Origin of the sequence: Streptococcus sp. 27098_8_73 (assembly GCF_041432495.1) — a bacterium.
GTDB lineage: Bacteria > Bacillota > Bacilli > Lactobacillales > Streptococcaceae > Streptococcus.
Genome location: NZ_JAPVZT010000006.1, coordinates 81,465 through 99,825, shown reverse-complemented (window position 1 = coordinate 99,825; position 18,361 = coordinate 81,465). Strand labels below are relative to the sequence as shown.

General features: G+C 43.6%; 18 protein-coding genes. 12 read left to right on the top strand and 6 right to left on the bottom strand.

Going from position 1 to position 18,361, the window contains the following annotated elements; all coding sequences use genetic code 11:
- Positions 1–31: 31 nt before the first annotated feature.
- The gene (locus O3651_RS05735; protein ID WP_371609851.1) at positions 32–679 is read right to left on the bottom strand and encodes a metal-dependent transcriptional regulator; all 648 of its coding nucleotides are present in this window, start codon (positions 677–679) and stop codon (positions 32–34) included.
- A 203-nt stretch (positions 680–882) separates the two neighbouring features.
- On the opposite strand from O3651_RS05735, the gene O3651_RS05730 reads away from it, so the two are divergent.
- Genes O3651_RS05730 through O3651_RS05720 form a run of 3 tightly spaced genes read left to right on the top strand, consistent with a single transcriptional unit; the run spans position 883 to position 3,441 of the window.
- Positions 883–1,965 (top strand): DUF3114 domain-containing protein, encoded by a 1,083-nt coding sequence (locus O3651_RS05730; RefSeq protein ID WP_371609887.1) that lies wholly within the window; start codon positions 883–885, stop codon positions 1,963–1,965.
- A gap of 15 nt (positions 1,966–1,980) precedes the next feature.
- Positions 1,981–2,808, top strand: coding sequence for a Cof-type HAD-IIB family hydrolase (locus tag O3651_RS05725; RefSeq protein ID WP_371609850.1), 828 nt, complete (start codon positions 1,981–1,983; stop codon positions 2,806–2,808).
- On the top strand, positions 2,809–3,441 hold the full coding sequence (locus tag O3651_RS05720; RefSeq protein WP_371609849.1) for an SGNH/GDSL hydrolase family protein: 633 nt from the start codon (positions 2,809–2,811) through the stop codon (positions 3,439–3,441).
- A gap of 249 nt (positions 3,442–3,690) precedes the next feature.
- On the opposite strand, the gene O3651_RS05715 is transcribed toward O3651_RS05720, so the two are convergent.
- The gene (locus O3651_RS05715) at positions 3,691–5,025 is read right to left on the bottom strand and encodes an Nramp family divalent metal transporter (protein WP_048765415.1); all 1,335 of its coding nucleotides are present in this window, start codon (positions 5,023–5,025) and stop codon (positions 3,691–3,693) included.
- A 135-nt stretch (positions 5,026–5,160) separates the two neighbouring features.
- Here O3651_RS05715 and O3651_RS05710 point away from each other — a divergent pair, with 135 nt between their 5' ends.
- The gene (locus tag O3651_RS05710) at positions 5,161–5,472 is read left to right on the top strand and encodes a hypothetical protein (RefSeq protein ID WP_048765413.1); all 312 of its coding nucleotides are present in this window, start codon (positions 5,161–5,163) and stop codon (positions 5,470–5,472) included.
- Here the strand turns inward: O3651_RS05710 and O3651_RS05705 are convergent.
- Positions 5,469–5,906: a GNAT family N-acetyltransferase gene (locus O3651_RS05705; protein ID WP_371609848.1), complete on the bottom strand. Its 438-nt coding sequence runs from the start codon at positions 5,904–5,906 to the stop codon at positions 5,469–5,471. The genes O3651_RS05710 and O3651_RS05705 overlap by 4 nt on opposite strands.
- Positions 5,907–6,241: 335 nt before the next feature.
- On the opposite strand from O3651_RS05705, the gene spxB reads away from it, so the two are divergent.
- The 4 genes from spxB (at position 6,242) to O3651_RS05685 (ending at position 11,719) form a co-directional block, all read left to right on the top strand.
- Complete coding sequence (gene spxB, locus O3651_RS05700; protein WP_371609847.1) at positions 6,242–8,017, top strand: pyruvate oxidase; 1,776 nt, start codon at positions 6,242–6,244, stop codon at positions 8,015–8,017.
- A gap of 439 nt (positions 8,018–8,456) precedes the next feature.
- Complete coding sequence (locus O3651_RS05695) at positions 8,457–9,896, top strand: 6-phospho-beta-glucosidase (protein WP_371609846.1); 1,440 nt, start codon at positions 8,457–8,459, stop codon at positions 9,894–9,896.
- Between the two features lie 264 nt (positions 9,897–10,160).
- Positions 10,161–10,841 (top strand): response regulator transcription factor, encoded by a 681-nt coding sequence (locus O3651_RS05690; RefSeq protein WP_371609845.1) that lies wholly within the window; start codon positions 10,161–10,163, stop codon positions 10,839–10,841.
- A gap of 2 nt (positions 10,842–10,843) precedes the next feature.
- Positions 10,844–11,719 carry a sensor histidine kinase gene (locus tag O3651_RS05685; protein ID WP_371609844.1) on the top strand — a complete coding sequence of 292 codons (876 nt, stop codon included), beginning with the start codon at positions 10,844–10,846 and terminating at the stop codon, positions 11,717–11,719.
- A 41-nt stretch (positions 11,720–11,760) separates the two neighbouring features.
- On the opposite strand, the gene O3651_RS05680 is transcribed toward O3651_RS05685, so the two are convergent.
- The 3 genes from O3651_RS05680 to pabB all read right to left on the bottom strand — a co-directional run bounded on the left by O3651_RS05680 (position 11,761) and on the right by pabB (position 15,507).
- The gene (locus O3651_RS05680) at positions 11,761–12,525 is read right to left on the bottom strand and encodes a lantibiotic ABC transporter permease (RefSeq protein WP_371609843.1); all 765 of its coding nucleotides are present in this window, start codon (positions 12,523–12,525) and stop codon (positions 11,761–11,763) included.
- Positions 12,522–13,451 (bottom strand): ATP-binding cassette domain-containing protein, encoded by a 930-nt coding sequence (locus tag O3651_RS05675; protein ID WP_371609842.1) that lies wholly within the window; start codon positions 13,449–13,451, stop codon positions 12,522–12,524. The genes O3651_RS05680 and O3651_RS05675 overlap by 4 nt, the downstream gene beginning before the upstream one ends.
- Positions 13,452–13,785: 334 nt before the next feature.
- Positions 13,786–15,507: an aminodeoxychorismate synthase component I gene (gene pabB, locus O3651_RS05670; RefSeq protein ID WP_371609841.1), complete on the bottom strand. Its 1,722-nt coding sequence runs from the start codon at positions 15,505–15,507 to the stop codon at positions 13,786–13,788.
- A gap of 131 nt (positions 15,508–15,638) precedes the next feature.
- On the opposite strand from pabB, the gene O3651_RS05665 reads away from it, so the two are divergent.
- The 4 genes from O3651_RS05665 to O3651_RS05650 all read left to right on the top strand — a co-directional run bounded on the left by O3651_RS05665 (position 15,639) and on the right by O3651_RS05650 (position 18,205).
- Positions 15,639–15,980 carry an insulin activator factor gene (locus tag O3651_RS05665; protein ID WP_185761388.1) on the top strand — a complete coding sequence of 114 codons (342 nt, stop codon included), beginning with the start codon at positions 15,639–15,641 and terminating at the stop codon, positions 15,978–15,980.
- A 107-nt stretch (positions 15,981–16,087) separates the two neighbouring features.
- Positions 16,088–17,185 carry an AI-2E family transporter gene (locus O3651_RS05660; RefSeq protein WP_371609840.1) on the top strand — a complete coding sequence of 366 codons (1,098 nt, stop codon included), beginning with the start codon at positions 16,088–16,090 and terminating at the stop codon, positions 17,183–17,185.
- A gap of 39 nt (positions 17,186–17,224) precedes the next feature.
- Positions 17,225–17,575, top strand: a complete 351-nt coding sequence (locus tag O3651_RS05655) for a hypothetical protein (RefSeq protein WP_371609839.1) — start codon at positions 17,225–17,227, stop codon at positions 17,573–17,575.
- A gap of 201 nt (positions 17,576–17,776) precedes the next feature.
- Entirely contained in the window at positions 17,777–18,205 is a 429-nt protein-coding gene (locus O3651_RS05650) for a hypothetical protein (protein ID WP_371609838.1), read from the top strand.
- Positions 18,206–18,361: the final 156 nt, after the last annotated feature.

The following is an 18,361-nucleotide window of genomic DNA, read 5'->3' as shown; positions in this document are numbered from 1 at the left end:
TTTAGACTAAAAAGTCTGAACTGGATCCTGCTTATAGTTTTTCTACATAAATCTGTTGGGCAATCATAGGGCTAACTTGGATTGCTTGGCCGTCTACTTCTAGTTGATAGAGCTGGCTGTAGTCGTCATACTGGAGGAAATTGATTTCTTGGTCTATGTTTAGATTGTGCTTTTCCAGATAAGCCAAAAGCTCAAAGTCGTCGTGGACACGGCGGATGAGGTAGCTACCAGGCTCCTGAGCGGAGGCCAGAGTTTGATGGTATTTTTCTTTCAGCAGCTGGTGTTTGGCTGGGATTGTGCCACCATGAGGGCAGGTATCAGGGAAATCTAGCATTTTTTCCAAGCCTGCGACAAAGCGTTCAGAAACGGTATGTTCCAGAATTTCGGCTTCCTGATGGATTTCGTCCGTGGTGTAGCCTAGCTTTTGAACCAAGAACACCTCAATCAATCGGTGCTTGCGGTAGAGGTCAGAGACCAGCTGAAGACCTAGGTCAGTCAGCAGGTAGCCGGCCTTTTTGTCCTTGATTAGGAGTTCTTCAGCCAGCATTTTCTTCATCATCTCCGTCACGGCTGGCGGAGAAACCTGCATGTGCTGGGCGATTTCTTTATTGGTGATTTTTCCCTGGCGCGTGCCAATCTCGTAAATACATTTTAAATAGTCTTCTTTATTTGGCGTCATCTTTTGTCCTCGTTGTTTTCCTAAGACTAGTATAGCAAAAAATGCTGAAAGAATACAATTTGAGCTTGAATGTTCCTTTGTACGTTGACTTTTACATGAAATTTTGGCATATTTAGAGATAAATAGGAGAGATATCGAAGGCTGCATGAACCTGCTAGCGAAGCCCAGAACGGTGCTGAAGAAATTTCATATGATGGATGTGGATGGTGATGGAAGTAGAAATCAAGCAATACTGCCTAGAATTACAAGCGCTCGGCTGGTCTCAAGCTGCTCTTGATAAAGTTTTTCTAACAGAAATGGCGTCATTACCACATGAATCAGCTCGCCAAAGCCTTTTTGAGGAGGCCCTTATATTTGGCAGTCCGCTCTTTCAGAAACTGTGGTCTTTTGAATGCCAAGCAGTCCAGCCTCAACAAGCTGAGAACTTGTTAGAGCTAGCTATGATCTATATGGACATGCCTGATGAATTGAGCGGGGAAGCAGCAGAAATCACCAAACTGCTCTCGCGCATGCATCCGGACTTATCGCCTCATGCTCCCTTTTGGCGCCAGTTTTCTCAAACGATTCGGCAGGCTTTTTCCCCGACAGACTTTATTTCAGACAGTGGCAATCAACGGTTAAAAGGTCAGTTGCACCAGTTTCGCTACGTTATTTCCAGTCAGCAAGCCCAGTGGGTTAGAGAGCATTTTCGTAAGCCTGGGATGACAGACGGCCAGGCTCTTGTAGCCTATTTTCAGGCGCATCCTGACCCAGACTGCCAGCTCTGGGAATCTTCGCGGTTGCACAATAAAGCCTTTGTCAATAAGGGCAAGGTGACCTATCCAGACCAGCAGCCCTATCAGGCCAATATCAAGATTCTCCATCGTTTCCATACCGAGTTTATTCTGGATAGGGAAGGGCACTTTCTCAATATCCTAGATCCAGAAAAGAGCAGTCAAAATGGGCTAGTCAATGGAGCTAGTTTTAATTATGGGAAGAAACCTTCGTTTTTCAATCACAGTTCCCATTATTACTACGATGTCAAAAGTCCAGCCCAGTGGGATCCCCAGTTTCGTAAGCTGGCGATTCGAAATGGAGGGCAGGCCTTCAAAGCCCCTCAGAATAATCGTGGCTTGGCTGGTTACCATACGGCTAAGAGTTGCTATGCGATTGCGGGGAAAAGTGCTAAAAGTCAAGTTAATGCCCAAGTAAAAGATTTTGAAAAATCATTAGTCGAAAAGTTAAAAGGGAAAGCTTATCTCAAATATTTATGGAATAAAGTGAAAAATAAGTATCTGAGACTATAGAAATGAGGTGGGAAGATGCCAATCAAAATGATCGCTACGGATATGGACGGCACCCTTTTGGATCCTAGAGGAGAGCTGGATTTGCCACGTTTGACAGCAGTTTTAGACCAGCTGGAGGAGCGGGACATCAAGTTTGTCATTGCGACGGGCAATGAAATTCAGAGAATGCGTTTATTGTTGGGCGATTTGACAGAGCGTATAACCCTGATCGTCGCTAATGGCGCTAGAATCTTTGAAAAGAATGAAATGTTGCTGGGCACTTTCTGGCAGCCTGATTTGATTGCGGACACGCTGGCTTATTTTCAGGGGCAAGAACGAGAGGTGCATCTGGTGGTCACTTCCACTAAAGGTGGCTTTGTTCAGGACGGCACTGATTTTCCGATGATTAGCAGGATTATGACAGAAGAAATGGCGGCCCATTTCTACAAACGAATGAATTTCGTACCCAATCTGCAAAATCATCCGTTTGAAGAAGTTCTGAAGATGAGCGTTATGGTAAATGAGGCGCAAGCGGAAGAGATTACGCGGCAGATCAATACAGCATTTGCTGGAAGATTGAGTGCCGTAACCAGCGGCTATGGCGCAATTGACATTATCCAAGAAGGTCTTCACAAGGCTTGGGGACTTCGCCAGCTCATGGATCGGTGGCAAATCAAAAGCAAGGAAATCATGGCTTTTGGCGACAGCGAAAATGACTTGGAAATGCTGGAACTAGCGGATTTCTCCTATGCTATGGAAAATGGGGATGAGAAGATTAAGCGTATTGCCAGTCGCTTGGCACCAGCCAATGCAGAGGCCGGCGTTTTGCAGGTGATTGAGCAATACTTAGAAAAAGGAGTCTAAATGGCAGTTCAACTATTAGAACAGTGGCTTTTAAATGAGCAGGCAAAGATCCAGAAAAATTATCGGGATCTGAATCAGCTCGCGGTAAAAGAGCCAGCGATTATTTTTATCGGTGATTCGATTGTGGAATATTTCCCGCTGCATGAGCTATTGCAAAGTCCTAAAACCTTGGTCAATCGTGGCATTCGTGGCTACAAGACTGATTTGCTTTTAGAGAACTTGGATGCCCATCTTTTTGGGCAGGCTCTAGACAAGGTCTTTCTCCTGATTGGAACCAACGACATTGGCAAGGAGATGCCTCAAACTGAAACACTGGCCAATCTGGAGGCAGTTATTCAGGAGATTTCCCGTGACTATCCTTTAGCTCAGATCCAGTTGCTGTCCGTCCTTCCTGTGAATGAGAAAGAACAGTACAAAGGGACGGTTTATATCCGGACGAATGAGAAAATCCAGGCCCTCAATCGTGCCTACCAAGACCTAGCAAGCATCTATACCAATGTCCATTTTATCGACCTTTATGCTAGCTTCTTGGATGAGGGCGGTCAGCTGCGGGAGGATTTTACGACGGATGGCTTGCACTTGACTATTGCTGGCTATGCGATGCTGTCCAAGGCTCTGCAACCGTATCTCTGAGAAAATCTTTTTCTTGACCAGCTTAATCAAACAGTTAAAACTGACATTTCAAAACGAGTGTGACTTTGTTATCACACTCGTTTCAGACTGAAGACAAAGTTCTTAGAACAGAAGTTGCTAAGGGCTTTGTCTTCAATCTGAAAGAACAGTTTCAACTGTTCTTTTTTGTTTCTTTTTATGAATCAACTACGACTACTTTCTCTTTACCAATCTTCACGCCGATGCCGAGACTTGACTTCAAAACCACTCTTAAAAAATATCGAAAAGAAGCTTGATATTAAGAATGGTTAAGATAATTGAAATTGCATAACCTAGGATTGTGTTCCACTTGGCATTAGTAAATTCTCCCATCAGTGACTTCTTAGAGGTTAGATAAATCAAGGGAAAAATTGAAAACGGAAGAGCGATTGAAAGAAAGACCTGTGAATAGACCAATAACTGATCCAGGGTTTTTTCTTGATACCCAAATAAAACGGCGACTATAATCACAGGTAGCAAGGCAAAAATACGGGTACCGATACGGATAAGCCACTGAGGTAATCTTAGATGTAAGAAACCTTCCATGACAATCTGTCCTGTCAAAGTGCCTGTAATGGTCGAATTTTGACCACTTGCTAAGAGGGCTAGAGCAAATAAAGTGGACAGAGTTGAACTGGCTATCGCTCCTGCTATTGTCGAATCTTGTAAAGCATTGTACATTTGAGAGAATGCCGAAATTTCAGACGCATGACCAAAAAAGAGAGATGCTCCTAAAATGAGAAGTAAGGAATTGACAATAAATGCTAAGGACAACTGAAGATTTGAATCCCAGGTCATAAAGCGAACTGCTTTTCGAATATCCTTCTTATCTTTGTGATTGATTTTCCTTGTTTGGGATAGAGAGGAATGGAGATAGAGATTATGGGGCATGACTGTCGCTCCCACAATCCCTAGAGCCAAGGTCAATTGACTTTCATGACCCGGTAACGGTGTTTCAAATAAAGTTGAAGTTGGCAAATAACCACCAATGATCCCCTGGATACTTGGATTGGATAAGGCCACAAGATAGGTAAAGATGGCTAATATGGTTAAAATAAGGGTCGTAACAATAGCTTCAATTTTTTTGAAACCAAATTTCATCAACAACAACAAAAGAAACACATCTAAAACGGTTAAGAGGATAGCAATCATAATCGGTATTTTAAACAAAAGATTTAAGGCAATCGCTGAACCTAGAACCTCAGCCAAGTCTGTCGCCATTAAAGCTAATTCTAAAATCACCCACAAACTATAGCGAAGCCACTTGGGAGCATGATGAGCTGTGGCCTGCGCTAGGTCCATCCTAGTCACGATACCGAGCTTCCCAGCCATCTGTTGTAGCTGCATAGCAATGATGGATGAAATTAAAATAACAAATAAAAGGCTGTACTTGTAGGAGGCGCCACCAACCACACTGGTGATCCAATTTCCAGGATCCATGTAGCCAACTGCCACAAGTGCACCAGGTCCTAAGAATGCTTTTAGATTTTGCCAAAAATGATTGTTATTTGGAGTCTCAATAGATTGATTGATCTCAGAAAGAGAGACTTTTTTATAAGAGGACATAGTGATTTCCCACTTTCTAATCTGTCTCTACATATTTCTTAATAGAATATTTTTTGAAAGAATGATGAAAATAGTTTACCTATTTCCAATTCACCCTTATTATATCACATTTTAGAATGATTACAAATAAAAAAAATGATAGTTGAAATAAGCAATATCAGTATTGCAAAAGCCAGCGTAGTAAAACGCTGGCTTCAGATTGAAGACAAAATCCTCAGAACAGAAGTTTCTAAGGACTTTTTTGTAAAGTCGTATAATAATGATAAGAAAAGTTATGAGGTGCTCGCTATGTTTCACAAAGAAAAACCAGATTATAATCGCTGCCAATATGGCTTCTATACGATAGACGAATTGGTTCCCAAAGATCACTTTCTTCGACAATTGGAAGCAGAGGTTGATTTCGACTTTATCTATTCTATATTTATTAAAGATTTTTGCTTGCTTTAGTCTAACCACTGGTTAAAGGCAGTTTTATCATGATGATTGTAACCTGCCCGCTTATAAAAATTCCAGGTGCTTTCTTTCTGGGAGCCCGTCAGCAGCATCATTTTGTAGCGATTGGTTTCAGTCGCTATTTTCTTAGCAAAATCAAGGCATTCACTAGCATAGCTCTTGCCTCTAAAGTCATGATGAGTAACGACATTTTCGATCAGGGCGTAGGGACGTAGTCCTCTCGTGAGATTGGGAATGACGACACAAATACAAGAAGAAACAATCTTTCCGTCAAGCACTTTGACAATGATATGGTGGTCTGGATCTTCTACCATCCGCTGCCAGACTTTTTGTAAGCTTGGGTTTTTTTCTGGAATGGCCGTCTCGTGCAAGGAGAGGTACAAATGGAGCAATTCATCTAGGTCGTTGGGACTGGCTTCTCTGATCATCTTTTCACCTACTATTTTGGAATATTTTCGTTTACCTAGCAATATTATAGCATGTTTAGCCCTTAAATTTCTAATTTACTCTGAATTAAAATTTTGCACAGTTTCAAAGGTTAGCGAGAGCCACTTTCACCTTTTTCCGAAATCTATTATAATATACATTTCAAAAGTCAGAAAAATCTCATAATTGTTATGTAATAGTTCTAAAGCAATCCTGAGCATATTCTTATACAAGAGTTGGAAAAAGTGATAAATTTGTAGAGTAAGTTTATTGAAACGTTTTCATTAACCTATCTGAAAGTTTTCAATAAATAATTTAATTTTGAAGGAGAGTTATTATGACTCAAGGGAAAATTACTGCATCTGCAGCAATGCTCAACGTATTGAAAACATGGGGCGTAGACACAATCTACGGTATCCCATCAGGAACACTCAGCTCATTGATGGACGCTTTGGCTGAAGACAAAGATATCCGCTTCTTGCAAGTTCGCCACGAAGAAACAGGTGCTCTTGCAGCGGTTATGCAAGCTAAATTCGGTGGCTCAATCGGGGTTGCAGTTGGTTCAGGTGGTCCAGGTGCAACTCACTTGATTAACGGTGTTTACGATGCAGCTATGGACAACACTCCATTCCTTGCTATCCTTGGATCACGTCCAGTCAACGAACTCAACATGGATGCCTTCCAAGAATTGAACCAAAACCCAATGTATAACGGTATCGCTGTCTACAACAAACGTGTAGCTTACGCTGAGCAATTGCCAAAAGTAATTGACGAAGCTTGCCGTGCTGCAGTTTCTAAAAAAGGTCCAGCTGTTGTTGAAATCCCAGTAAACTTCGGTTTCCAAGAAATCGATGAAAATTCATACTACGGTTCAGGTTCTTATGAGCGTTCATTTATCGCTCCCGCTTTGAACGAAGTTGAAATCGACAAAGCTGTTGAAATCTTGAACAAGGCTGAACGTCCAGTTATCTACGCTGGTTACGGTGGTGTCAAAGCTGGTGAAGTGATCACTGAATTGTCACGTAAAATCAAAGCACCAATCATCACAACTGGTAAAAACTTTGAAGCTTTCGAATGGAACTATGAAGGTTTGACAGGTTCTGCTTACCGTGTTGGTTGGAAACCAGCCAACGAAGTGGTCTTCGAAGCAGACACCGTTCTTTTCCTTGGTTCAAACTTCCCATTTGCTGAAGTTTACGAAGCCTTCAAGAACACTGAAAAATTCATCCAAGTTGATATCGACCCTTACAAACTTGGTAAACGTCACGCCCTTGACGCTTCAATCCTTGGTGACGCAGGTCAAGCAGCGAAAGCTATCCTTGACAAAATGAACCCAGTTGAATCTACTCCATGGTGGCGTGCAAACGTAAAGAACAACCAAAACTGGCGTGATTACATGAACAAACTCGAAGGTAAAACTGAGGGTGAATTGCAATTGTATCAAGTTTACAATGCAATCAACAAACATGCTGATCAAGACGCTATCTACTCAATCGACGTAGGTGACACTACTCAAACATCTACTCGTCACCTTCACATGACACCTAAGAACATGTGGCGTACATCTCCACTCTTTGCGACAATGGGTATTGCCCTTCCTGGTGGTATCGCTGCTAAGAAAGACAATCCAGATCGCCAAGTATGGAACATCATGGGTGACGGTGCATTCAACATGTGCTACCCAGACGTTATCACAAACGTTCAATACGACCTTCCAGTTATCAACGTCGTCTTCTCAAATGGTAAATATGCCTTCATCAAGGACAAATACGAAGACACAAACAAACACTTGTTTGGTTGTGACTTCCCTAACGCGGACTACGCGAAAATCGCTGAAGCGCAAGGTGCTGTAGGATTTACAGTTGATCGTATCGAAGACATCGACGCAGTTGTTGCAGAAGCTGTGAAACTCAATAAAGAAGGTAAAACTGTTGTGATCGATGCGCGCATCTCTCAACATCGTCCACTTCCAGTAGAAGTACTTGAACTCGATCCAAAACTTCACTCAGAAGAAGCAATCAAAGCCTTCAAGGAAAAATACGAAGCAGAAGAACTCGTACCATTCCGCCTCTTCTTGGAAGAAGAAGGATTGCAATCACGCGCAATTAAATAATTCCTCTCGTCGAAATCAAATTTTAAATTTGTAGACTTTATTCTGAGGTTTACTTCCGACGATTCCATCATTGAAATCTTAATTTTCAATGATGGAATCTAGTGCGGAAAGAAAAAGTCCCAAAGGATTTTTCGTAGTTTGATGAGTAAAGATTTGCCATCAAACATGGTTCCGCCTTGCTTATTCTTTGATTTTCATAGAGAGGAACTTGAAAAGATCGGAGCAATCCGGTCTTTTTGCTTCATATGTCTTTTTGGAGGAGGGCTGAGGCTTATTATCTGGGTAAATGATAGGAAGCTTAGAAAGAGTAAGATTAGAAAACAGGAAGGACAAAGCATAGAATGGTATCACTATTTAGCACGATTTCACAAGTAAAGCTATTGAGATTGGAGTATAATATAAGTAAATGAAGTAGTAAAATAAGAAAGTGGGTAGAGATATGACCGAAAAACTGACTTTTCCGGATGGTTTCTTGTGGGGCGGAGCGACAGCTGCCAACCAGTGCGAAGGCGCTTATGATGCGGACGGTCGCGGGCTGGCCAATGTAGATGTGGTGCCGATTGGTGAGGACCGTCTGGCCATCATCACGGGTAAGAAAAAGATGTTTGACTTTGAGGAAGGCTATTTCTACCCAGCCAAGGAAGCTATTGATATGTACCATCGCTTTAAGGAGGACATTGCCCTTTTTGGCGAGATGGGTTTTAAGACCTATCGACTGTCCATTGCTTGGAGTCGGGTTTTCCCTAAGGGGGATGAGCTGGAGCCCAATGAAGCTGGTATACAGTTCTATGAAGATCTTTTTAAGGAATGTCACAAGTATGGCATTGAGCCTCTGGTGACCATTACTCACTTTGACTGCCCTATGCACTTGATTGAGCAATATGGTGGTTGGCGGAATCGTCTTATGCTGGAATTTTACGAGCGTCTCTGCCGCACACTCTTTACACGCTACAAGGGATTGGTCAAGTACTGGCTGACCTTCAATGAAATTAACATGCTCCTCCATGCACCCTTTATGGGGGCGGGGCTCTGCTTTGAAGAAGGCGAAAATGAGGAGCAGGTCAAATACCAAGCAGCCCATCATGAGCTGGTTGCGTCAGCCATTGCCACCAAGCTAGCCCATGAGATTGACCCGGAAAACAAGGTTGGCTGTATGCTGGCGGCAGGGCAAAATTATCCTAACACCTGCCATCCACGCGATGTATGGGCTGGTATGGAGGAAGACAGGAAAAACTATTTCTTCATCGACGTGCAGGCGCGTGGCGAATATCCCAACTATGCTAAGAAAGCTTGGGAGCGCGAGGGTATCACTGTCGACATGACAGAAGAAGACCTGCGGCTGCTCAAGGAGCATACGGTGGACTTCATTTCCTTCTCATACTACTCTAGCCGAGTGGCTTCGGGCGATCCTAAGGTCAACGAGCTGACGGAGGGAAATATCTTTGCTTCTCTCAAGAACCCTTATTTGGAAAGCTCTGAGTGGGGCTGGCAGATTGATCCTCTGGGCTTGCGCATTACGCTAAATACCATCTGGGATCGTTATCAAAAGCCTATGTTTATCGTGGAAAATGGTCTGGGTGCAGTAGATACTCCAGATGAAAATGGCTATGTGGCTGATGATTACCGGATTGACTATCTGGCGGCCCATGTCAAGGCTATGCGGGAAGCTATCAATGAAGACGGCGTAGTTCTGTGGGGCTACACGACCTGGGGCTGTATCGACCTAGTATCCGCTGGCACTGGTGAGATGAAGAAGCGCTATGGCTTTATCTATGTGGACCGGGACAATGAAGGCAAGGGAACACTCAAACGCTCCAAGAAGAAATCCTTTGACTGGTATAAGGAAGTCATCGCGACTAACGGAGCATCTGTCAAATAAGATCAAGGAGGCTGGGACAAAAGTCCTAGCCTCTCAATTGTCTTTGGATTTTCGAGCAAGACGCAGTGGTTGAGTGGGCTCTACTAGGCTGATTTCATCAGCTTTTATAGCCCTACTCAACTGTGCGGAGGTGGGACGACGAAATCGAATTCTAACCAATTACCTATTTCTGTCCCACTCTCTTTCTTTTGTATCGTTTATATTTGATTGACTTGCTGGCTCATCCTTGCTACACTAGTTTTATCAAGCTATTGGAGAATGAGAATGGCCAATCTTTTACTAATTGAAGACAACAATGATATTCATGAGATTTTGAAAAATCTCTTTACGCAGGAGCATGTCGTGTTTTCAGCTTATTCTGGAACCGAGGGACTGCGGATTTTTGCGGAAGAAGAGATTCATCTAGTCCTGCTAGATATTATGCTACCGGGAAAAAATGGCGATGAGGTGCTGAGGGAAATTCGCAAGACCAGTCAGGTGCCGGTGGTCATGCTGACAGCTCTGGGCGAAAAGAGTCTCGTAAGCCAGTATCTGTTGGACGGCGCCAATGACTATATTGTCAAGCCTTTTAATCTAGACGAAGTGGCGGCGCGTGTCACTGTCCAACTGCGAGGCAGTCAGCAGTCTCAGCCCAAGCCTGCTGGGGAGACCTCAATCAAAAACATCCGCCTTCTGCCAGATACCTTTGAAATTGCTTCTGGTGACCAGTCCATGCGGCTAGGGAAAAAGGAATTTCAGATCTTCCAGACCTTGCTGGCTCATCCTAAAAAGATTTTTACCAAGGAGGAGCTGTATGAGTTGGTCTGGGAGGAGACCTATCTGCCAGGCGATAATACGCTCAATGCCCATCTCAGTAATCTTCGTAAGAAATTAGCCCAGCTGGATCGTTCGACAGACTATATCGAGACCATTTGGGGTCTGGGCGTGCGGCTCAAGGAGGATTAGCTATGTGGTTGATTTTAGCCTTCGGGTTCATACTTTTCTTGTCAATCTCGCTGGTTCGCTATCATCTGACGATTCGTAGTCTGACCAGCCAGATCCGTGACAAACGTCGTACAGGAAGTCAGGTTCGCTTGACCTTGAGAGATCAAGCTCCTAGTCTAGTGGCTCTGACTGACGAGGTGGAGCAGCTTTTTCAGGAAATTGATAAGATGTCCTTTGTGACCCAGCAGGAAAAGAAAACCTTGGACATGGCTATCAGCAATATTGCCCACGATATCCGAACGCCACTGACCATTGCTAGTGGCTATACGCAACAGCTACTCAAAGATGCTGATAAGGAACAGATGGACCAGCAGCTGCAAAAGATTGCAGATAATCTAAGTATGGTATCCAGACGCTTGGAGGCTCTGATGGAATACCGTCGCTTGATGGAAGGAGCCATTCGACCGAAGTTGCAGCGGGTAGACCTATCCCAGCTGGTCACCCAGCAACTCTTTGCCTACTATGATGCCTTTCAGCGAGCAGGGATTGATTTAGAGGTGGATTTGTCTGAAAATCTGCTTCTGGAAACGGACAGTGACATCTTTGATCGAATCGTCCAGAACATGCTCAGCAATGTCCTCAAACATGGTCGAGAAGCAGCCAGCATCAGTCTGAAAAATGAAGGGCAAAAGGTTATTTTCCAAGTCAAAAATAAGGTTCAGAAGCCTATTTTGCATTTGGATAAACTAACCAATCGCTTCTATTCTGAAAACCTCTCCAGTAGTGAGGAATCGTCTGGACTGGGCCTTTATATCACCCAGCAGCTGGTCGAAATCTTAGGTGGTGATTTGACCATTCAAGTAGAGGACGATTGGTTTGAATTGATTGTGGCCTTATAAAAAAGAATCAGCTAGTCAGAAGATTAGCTGATTCTTTGGTTTTAGAGATCTTTTTTCTTGAAAATGAGGAGGCTGCTGCCTAGGAAGAAGACTGCTATGCCAATCGCTACTAAACTAGCTTTCACAACTACAGCCGGATCTGCAGCCATCTCTATTCCAAATTGTAAGGTTAAATAGCGGAACCATTCTATATGAGGATAGAGCAAGACTGGAAAGATGAGCAGTGCGCTTCCGACAAAATAGGTAATAAAGACCGCAGCAATAGAATGACTAAGATAGAGTACGAAGGACACGATACCAATCCAAGCGATGGTCACAATGAGTTGGACGAGAATGGTTAGTAAAAATTGGCCAAAGAAGCCTGTCGGAGCTGTCCCAATTCCATTGATAGAGCTAGCGATGATGAAGGATAGGCCTAGCAAGAGGATGAATTGGAAGATGGCGACAACAAAGGAGACCAAAGTTTTAGATAGGAAGAACTCTGTCCGTGAAATACCGTGAGCGAGGCTGTTTTTATAAAGCTTACGGGACAAGTCCACACCTAATAAGAGGCAGACGACAATGAGAGTGAAAAATATAATACTGTCAGAATTTCCAGAGAAATGGGCAAGAGCCTTGATACCCGTCATTTTTACTGGTACTTGCTGAGTGATGTTTTGTCCATCCGTTGAGATGGATGTTCCAAATCTGCTGGTAACCTTATAGAGGACGCTGAGCAGGATATTGGCTAGTAAAACGAACTCGGTAATCCAAAAGCCCTTGGAGTGGAAGAGACGGTAAAAGTCAGCGCGAACGGTTTGAATCATGATAGACCTCCCTTGTTTTGATCAAGTAAATCTGTAAAGAAATTTTCGAGATTTTGCCGTGCATAGTAGATTTCTTGAATGACTAAGTCAGCTGTGGCTAGCCCTTTTACGATATTGTTGATGTTGTGCGAATGGGTAAAGACATGGATCTCATTGAGAGCATTGACCACCTTGATGCGGTAGCCTAATTGGTCTTGGAGCAGCTGGCTGGCTTCCTCCAAATGATCTGTTTTCAAGACGATATAATCTTCGCTTTGCTCTTCAAATTCAGACTTGGAAATTTCCTTAATCATGCGTCCTTGGTCAATGATGCCAAAGCGCGTAGCGACTAGATAGAGCTCGGATAGGATATGACTGGAAATAATGAAGGTCATGCCCAGCTCTTCATTGAGCTTTTGGACAAGCTGGCGGAATTCCTTGATGCCGACAGGATCTAGTCCGTTGATAGGCTCGTCTAAAATCATCAGATCTGGCTTGGATAGGAGGGCGATAGCGATGCCTAAACGTTGCTTCATCCCGAGGGAGAAGTCACGAAATTTCTTTTTGCCAGTGTCCGTCAGGTCTACATAGTTGAGCGTTTCTTGGATGGCCTTATCGGCATTAGGAATCTGACGGAGTTTGCAGTAGTAGCTGAGATTTTCGTAGGCGGTCAAGTGGTTGTGGGCAACGGGCGTTTCAATGACCGAGCCGACCCGCTTGAGAGCTTGTGTCCATTCGGCCTGATTGCTGGAACCAAAGAGAGACACGGTTCCGTTGCTGGCATGCATCAGCTGGGTCATAATTTTGATCAGAGTGGTTTTACCAGCCCCGTTTTTACCGATGAGACCGTAAATATCTCCTTTTTTGATGGTCAGGTTGACATCGCTCAGAGCCTGTTGCTGGCCGAACTTTTTGCTGACCCCTTGTAAAACTAAAATATTTTCCATGGTTTTACTTCTCCTTTTTGAATTATCTTTGGAAATCCTTTCCTCACTATCCAGTATATCGGACACTTATTAAGTATTCATCAAGCATTTCTAAAATATTTCTAAAATCTTGAAATAGCAGGCATACTTCTTGTCTCAGCGGACTGGAACCTATAGAAAAGAGAGCTGGAAAGAAATCGGTAATTGGTTAGAATTCGATTTCGTCGTCCCACCTCTGCACAGTTGAGTAGGGCTGTAAAAGCTGATGAAATCAGCCTAGTAGAGCCCACTCAACCACTGCGTCTTGCTCGAAAATCCAAAGACAATTGAGAGGCTAGGACTTTTGTCCCAGCCTCTAATCATCTATTTCCAATTCATACAGGCCTCGCAATGCGTTGCAGGCGTAGATTCTTTCTGCTGATTTTAAGTCGTCTAGGCTGAGAATTTTTTCTGTGACCTGCCCTGTTGCCAAGAGATGCTGGCGGTAGATGCCATTCAAAAGGCCTAGCTCGACTGGTGGCGTATAGAGGTGGCCGTCCAATTGGAGGACTAGGTTACCGATGGAGCTTTCTAGCAGCTGGCCTTGGACATTGTAATAAATCTGCTCCTGCTGGCCTAGGCTTAGGTGTGGCCGATAGCTGGTTTTGAAGTAGGTGAAAGGCTGCTGCAAGTCGGCATTTTGCGGAACGAGAATGGCCTTGCAGAAAGCTTCTGGGAGTGCCTGTAGCTTATCTAGCTGGCAGGTCACTTTTCCAGATTTGGCGATGGAAATCCGCAGGCGGTAGTCCGTACTTGGATCCAGTTCCGCTAAGGTTTGGTTCAACTCTGCCTTCAGTTTTTCTTCATCAAATGGATAAGCAAAGTAACGGGCAGCTTCCCGTAGTCGCTTCAGATGCTGGTCTTGGAAGGTCAGGCTGCCTTTCTCAATCTTTCCTGTCGTAACTAGGTCAAACTGCGGATTTTTCCGATAAAGAACAGCCGATTTTTGCTGGGTTTCGATGTACTCGGCTTCCCATGTACTATCCCAAGTGATGCCACCGCCAACACCGTAAATCGCCTTGTCAGCCGCAAGCTGAATGGTGCGGATAGCCACATTGAAAATCCGTCTCTGGTCTGGCAGACAGATACCAACTGTACCGCAGTAGACACCGCGGGCGGCTTTTTCGGTCGCCTTGATGATAGCCATGGTCGAAATCTTTGGAGCGCCTGTGATAGAGCCGCACGGAAAGAGAGCATCAAAAATTTCTCCTAGGCCAATCTCAGGCCGCAGTTGGCTCTTGATGGTGGAGGTCATTTGCCAGACTGTAGAGTACTGCTCGACCTGACACAGTTGCTCGACTCGCTCGCTACCAATCTCTGAAATGCGGTTCATGTCGTTGCGCAGTAGATCAACGATCATCATATTTTCCGCTCGATTTTTAGGATCTTGACGCAGCCAGTCCGCCTGCTCCAAGTCCGCAGCGACCGTCAGACCGCGATTGGTAGTGCCCTTCATCGGCCGTGTTGTCAGCTCACCTCGGTGCTCCTTGAAAAAGAGCTCCGGACTGATGGACAAGATTGCCTGTTCGTCATGCTCTACGTAGGCATTATAGGCGGCATTTTGCTCAACGACCAGACGATTGTAAATAGCCCAGCTGTCCTGTGGATTAAGCTCTGCGCCTAGCTGCACCGTGTAGTTGACCTGATAGGTATCGCCCTGACGGATATGATGGTGAATGGTCCCGATGGCCTTTTCATACTCTTGCTCAGTCGTCAGGCTCTGCCATTGCGCTGGCATATTTACCTCGTCGTATGCCAAAGGAAATGGGGCTTCATCAGCTCTGTCATGAATGGTAAAGTAAATCAGGTACTCACTCAGCAGAGGGGCTTTGTGGACCTGTAGTTTTTTCTCAAAAGCAGGAGCTGCTTCGTAGCTGACGTAGCCGACCGCATAAAATCCATTTTTCTGCCAGTCCTCAACCTCTTGCAGAATCGCCCTGACTTCAGCCAACTCGCGTGTTTTGAGTTCTTTGATGGGCTGGCTGAAAATCAAGCGCCGACCCAGTTCTTTAAAATCAATAACTGTTTTCTTGTGCATGAGTTTATTGTATCATAAGATAATTTGAATGAAAACGGATTTATCGGATGAGACAATGTTTATTTTATAATAGTTGACAGATTAGTAAGTGTGTCGGTATACTAATTTAAAAAAGAAAGAATGAGATGCTTATGAAATCAAACAAATTGCTATGGATAAATGGAATTGTTGGCATTTTAGGAGGCCTTCTGATCATTTACGCTTCTTCTAATAGATGGCACTGGGAAATTATTAATTTAGTTCCTAAACTAATAGAAAACCCTGGCTGGGGCGATATGGTTGTATTGACCAGCTGGCTGCTTTTGGGACTTTCTATAGTCGGAATGTATCACTATAGCAACGACCCAAGAGTCAATAAGACGAGTCATGAGCTTCTATTCTGCGCCTCTGTCATGGGATTTATTCCTTTTCTAGCTATATTTGCAGGTCTTCTATCCATAGGAGCTGGGGTTCTCTATCTTCAAGATTTTTAAAAATTTAAGAGTGATGGCAAAGTTGACTGACCCATGTTTCCTCCTGCTCGAAAGGCCTTGAAATTTATGATAAAATAAGGAAATGACAAAACTGTAAAGGAAGTCTTATGAAAAAAATCAGTGAATCCTATAAACTCATCATCTTTGCGGCGCTTGCTCTGGCTCTGGTTCTCTATATCGGGAACATCTGGTCGGGCCTGCAAAGCCTGACGTCGGTATTTTCACCCATTATACTTGGTGGAGTCCTAGCCTTTATCTTTAATGTGCCGATGAAAAAGCTGGAAGAATTCTTGGACAAATGCCGAGTCCCTCAGAAGTTTCAGCGCAGTCTGGCCTTGGTTTTGGAGGTGCTGATTTTAGCTCTCATTATGACAGGGATTGTCTCTATCGTCGTACCGACCTTGACCACAGCGGTCAATCAGCTGAGCGCGACCATCGGCAAGGTAGCGCCGCAGCTAGCCAAGTGGCTGCAGCAGTCTGGCTTGCTTTCTTCTAGCCAGCTGCAAGATTTGACCAAGCAGCTGCAAAACAGTGGTATTGTAAACAGAGCCATCTCCCTGTTGGGCAGTCTGACAGGCAATATTTCTGCTATTTTTGGTAATTTCTTCTCTGTCATCATGTCCATCTTTCTCATGTTTGCCTTCTTGAGCAGCAAGGAGCATTTGCAGACAATTACTAGCCGTCTCTTGCAAGTCCTTCTTCCTGAGAAGGCTGTGAAACGCCTATCTTATGTCGGCTCTGTCATTGTTGAGACCTATGATAAGTTCCTGATGGGGCAGATGATAGAGGCCGTCATTGTTGGGATTTTAGTCTTTATCGCCTACTCTCTGACAGGTCTTCCCTATGCTGCCCTGACTGGGGTTTTGGCTGGAGTGCTCTCTTTCATCCCCTACATTGGGCCTTTCTCTGCTTGTGCTCTGGGCGCTATCTTTATCTTCACCGACAGCCCTTGGAAAGCCCTTCTTTCTATCGCAGTCTTTCAGGGAGTGCAGCTGATTGAGGGCAATGTCATCTATCCGCGCGTGGTCGGCCAGTCCGTCGGTCTCCCAACTCTCTTTACCCTTGCCGCAGCCCTGATTGGGGGTAACCTCTTTGGCTTGGTCGGCATGATTTTCTTCACGCCTATCTTTGCGGTTATCTACCGTTTGGTCAGAGAGTTTGTTGTGGAGAAGGAGGAGAGGAATGAAAGTGGGAAAGTTGCCTAATTACTTAGACGATAAATTTGCAAAAATAGGAGCTTAATTATGAAATGGAGTAAAACAAAAATAGTTATTACCTTGGGAATAGTATTACTCTCATCTTTACTGACTTGGGCTCTCTACCTCTACTACAATGAACAATATTACGGGCAGTACAGCCTGTATACTGGTAAAGCTAAAATTGATGACTATGAAATCATTGCGGATGGTGCAGGCGCTATTGTCCATTGGGTTTCAACAACACCAGAAGAAGATAAAAAGATGGCTGAATTTGGCAATTATACCACCTATCTGAGAGGTGATCCTAAAAGTTCAAATTATATTTTGCACCATAATGTAAAATTAAAAGACGATCCCAAGTATTTAAGTACACGACCGTCGGGCGGTTCTTATTGAACTCTCAGTGTTTATCATATAGATGGTAATAAGCTTCAAAAAGAGGATGAGCTAGATCTTTATGATGTTGTAGAGAACTATGATTCTGATTATCTCCCTAGAGAGTTAAGAGGGATTTATCGTTGGAATAGTAAGGAATACTTAGGAATAGATATTCACCATATAAATGACAGACAAGGTAGAAAAACTATTTTTCTTGATTTGAAGACAAGAAAGATTGAGGAAATAAAAAGCTGGACTGACGAGATTCTTTTACCAAAAGTTAGTCTCTTTAATTACTGGTATAGTAATGATAGTGGTATTAATACAATACCTGGTAGTAATCAATTTTCTATAAATAAAAAGGTTCTTGATAATTCTCAATTTGAGGAAAATACTTCTGCTTACAGGTTGTTAGACAAAAAAGAGACATTGACATATATTTTAACCGCTCAAAATAGTGCAGAGAAGTACAGTAAAGAAGCAAGAATTTATAGTTTATTTTTACCAAGTATTAATCCGTTTAAAAATACAACGATTCCCCCAGAACTGTCTGTTGACAGTCAGGAACATATCGTCAACTCCAAAGAAGAGTTTGACAGATACTATGATATTGAAAAGGCTAGGAAGCTGTATCATGAAATAGAATAAGTAAGACAAGATATTATGGGAATCAACGAGACTTTATTCTCGTTGGTTTTTCTTTTTCCAAGGTCATAATTTCTACCTATAGCAAACAATAATTTTGTTCAATAGCAGTTGAAAAATAAGGTTTTCTGACCTAGAAGATGGTTAGGGTATAGTTTT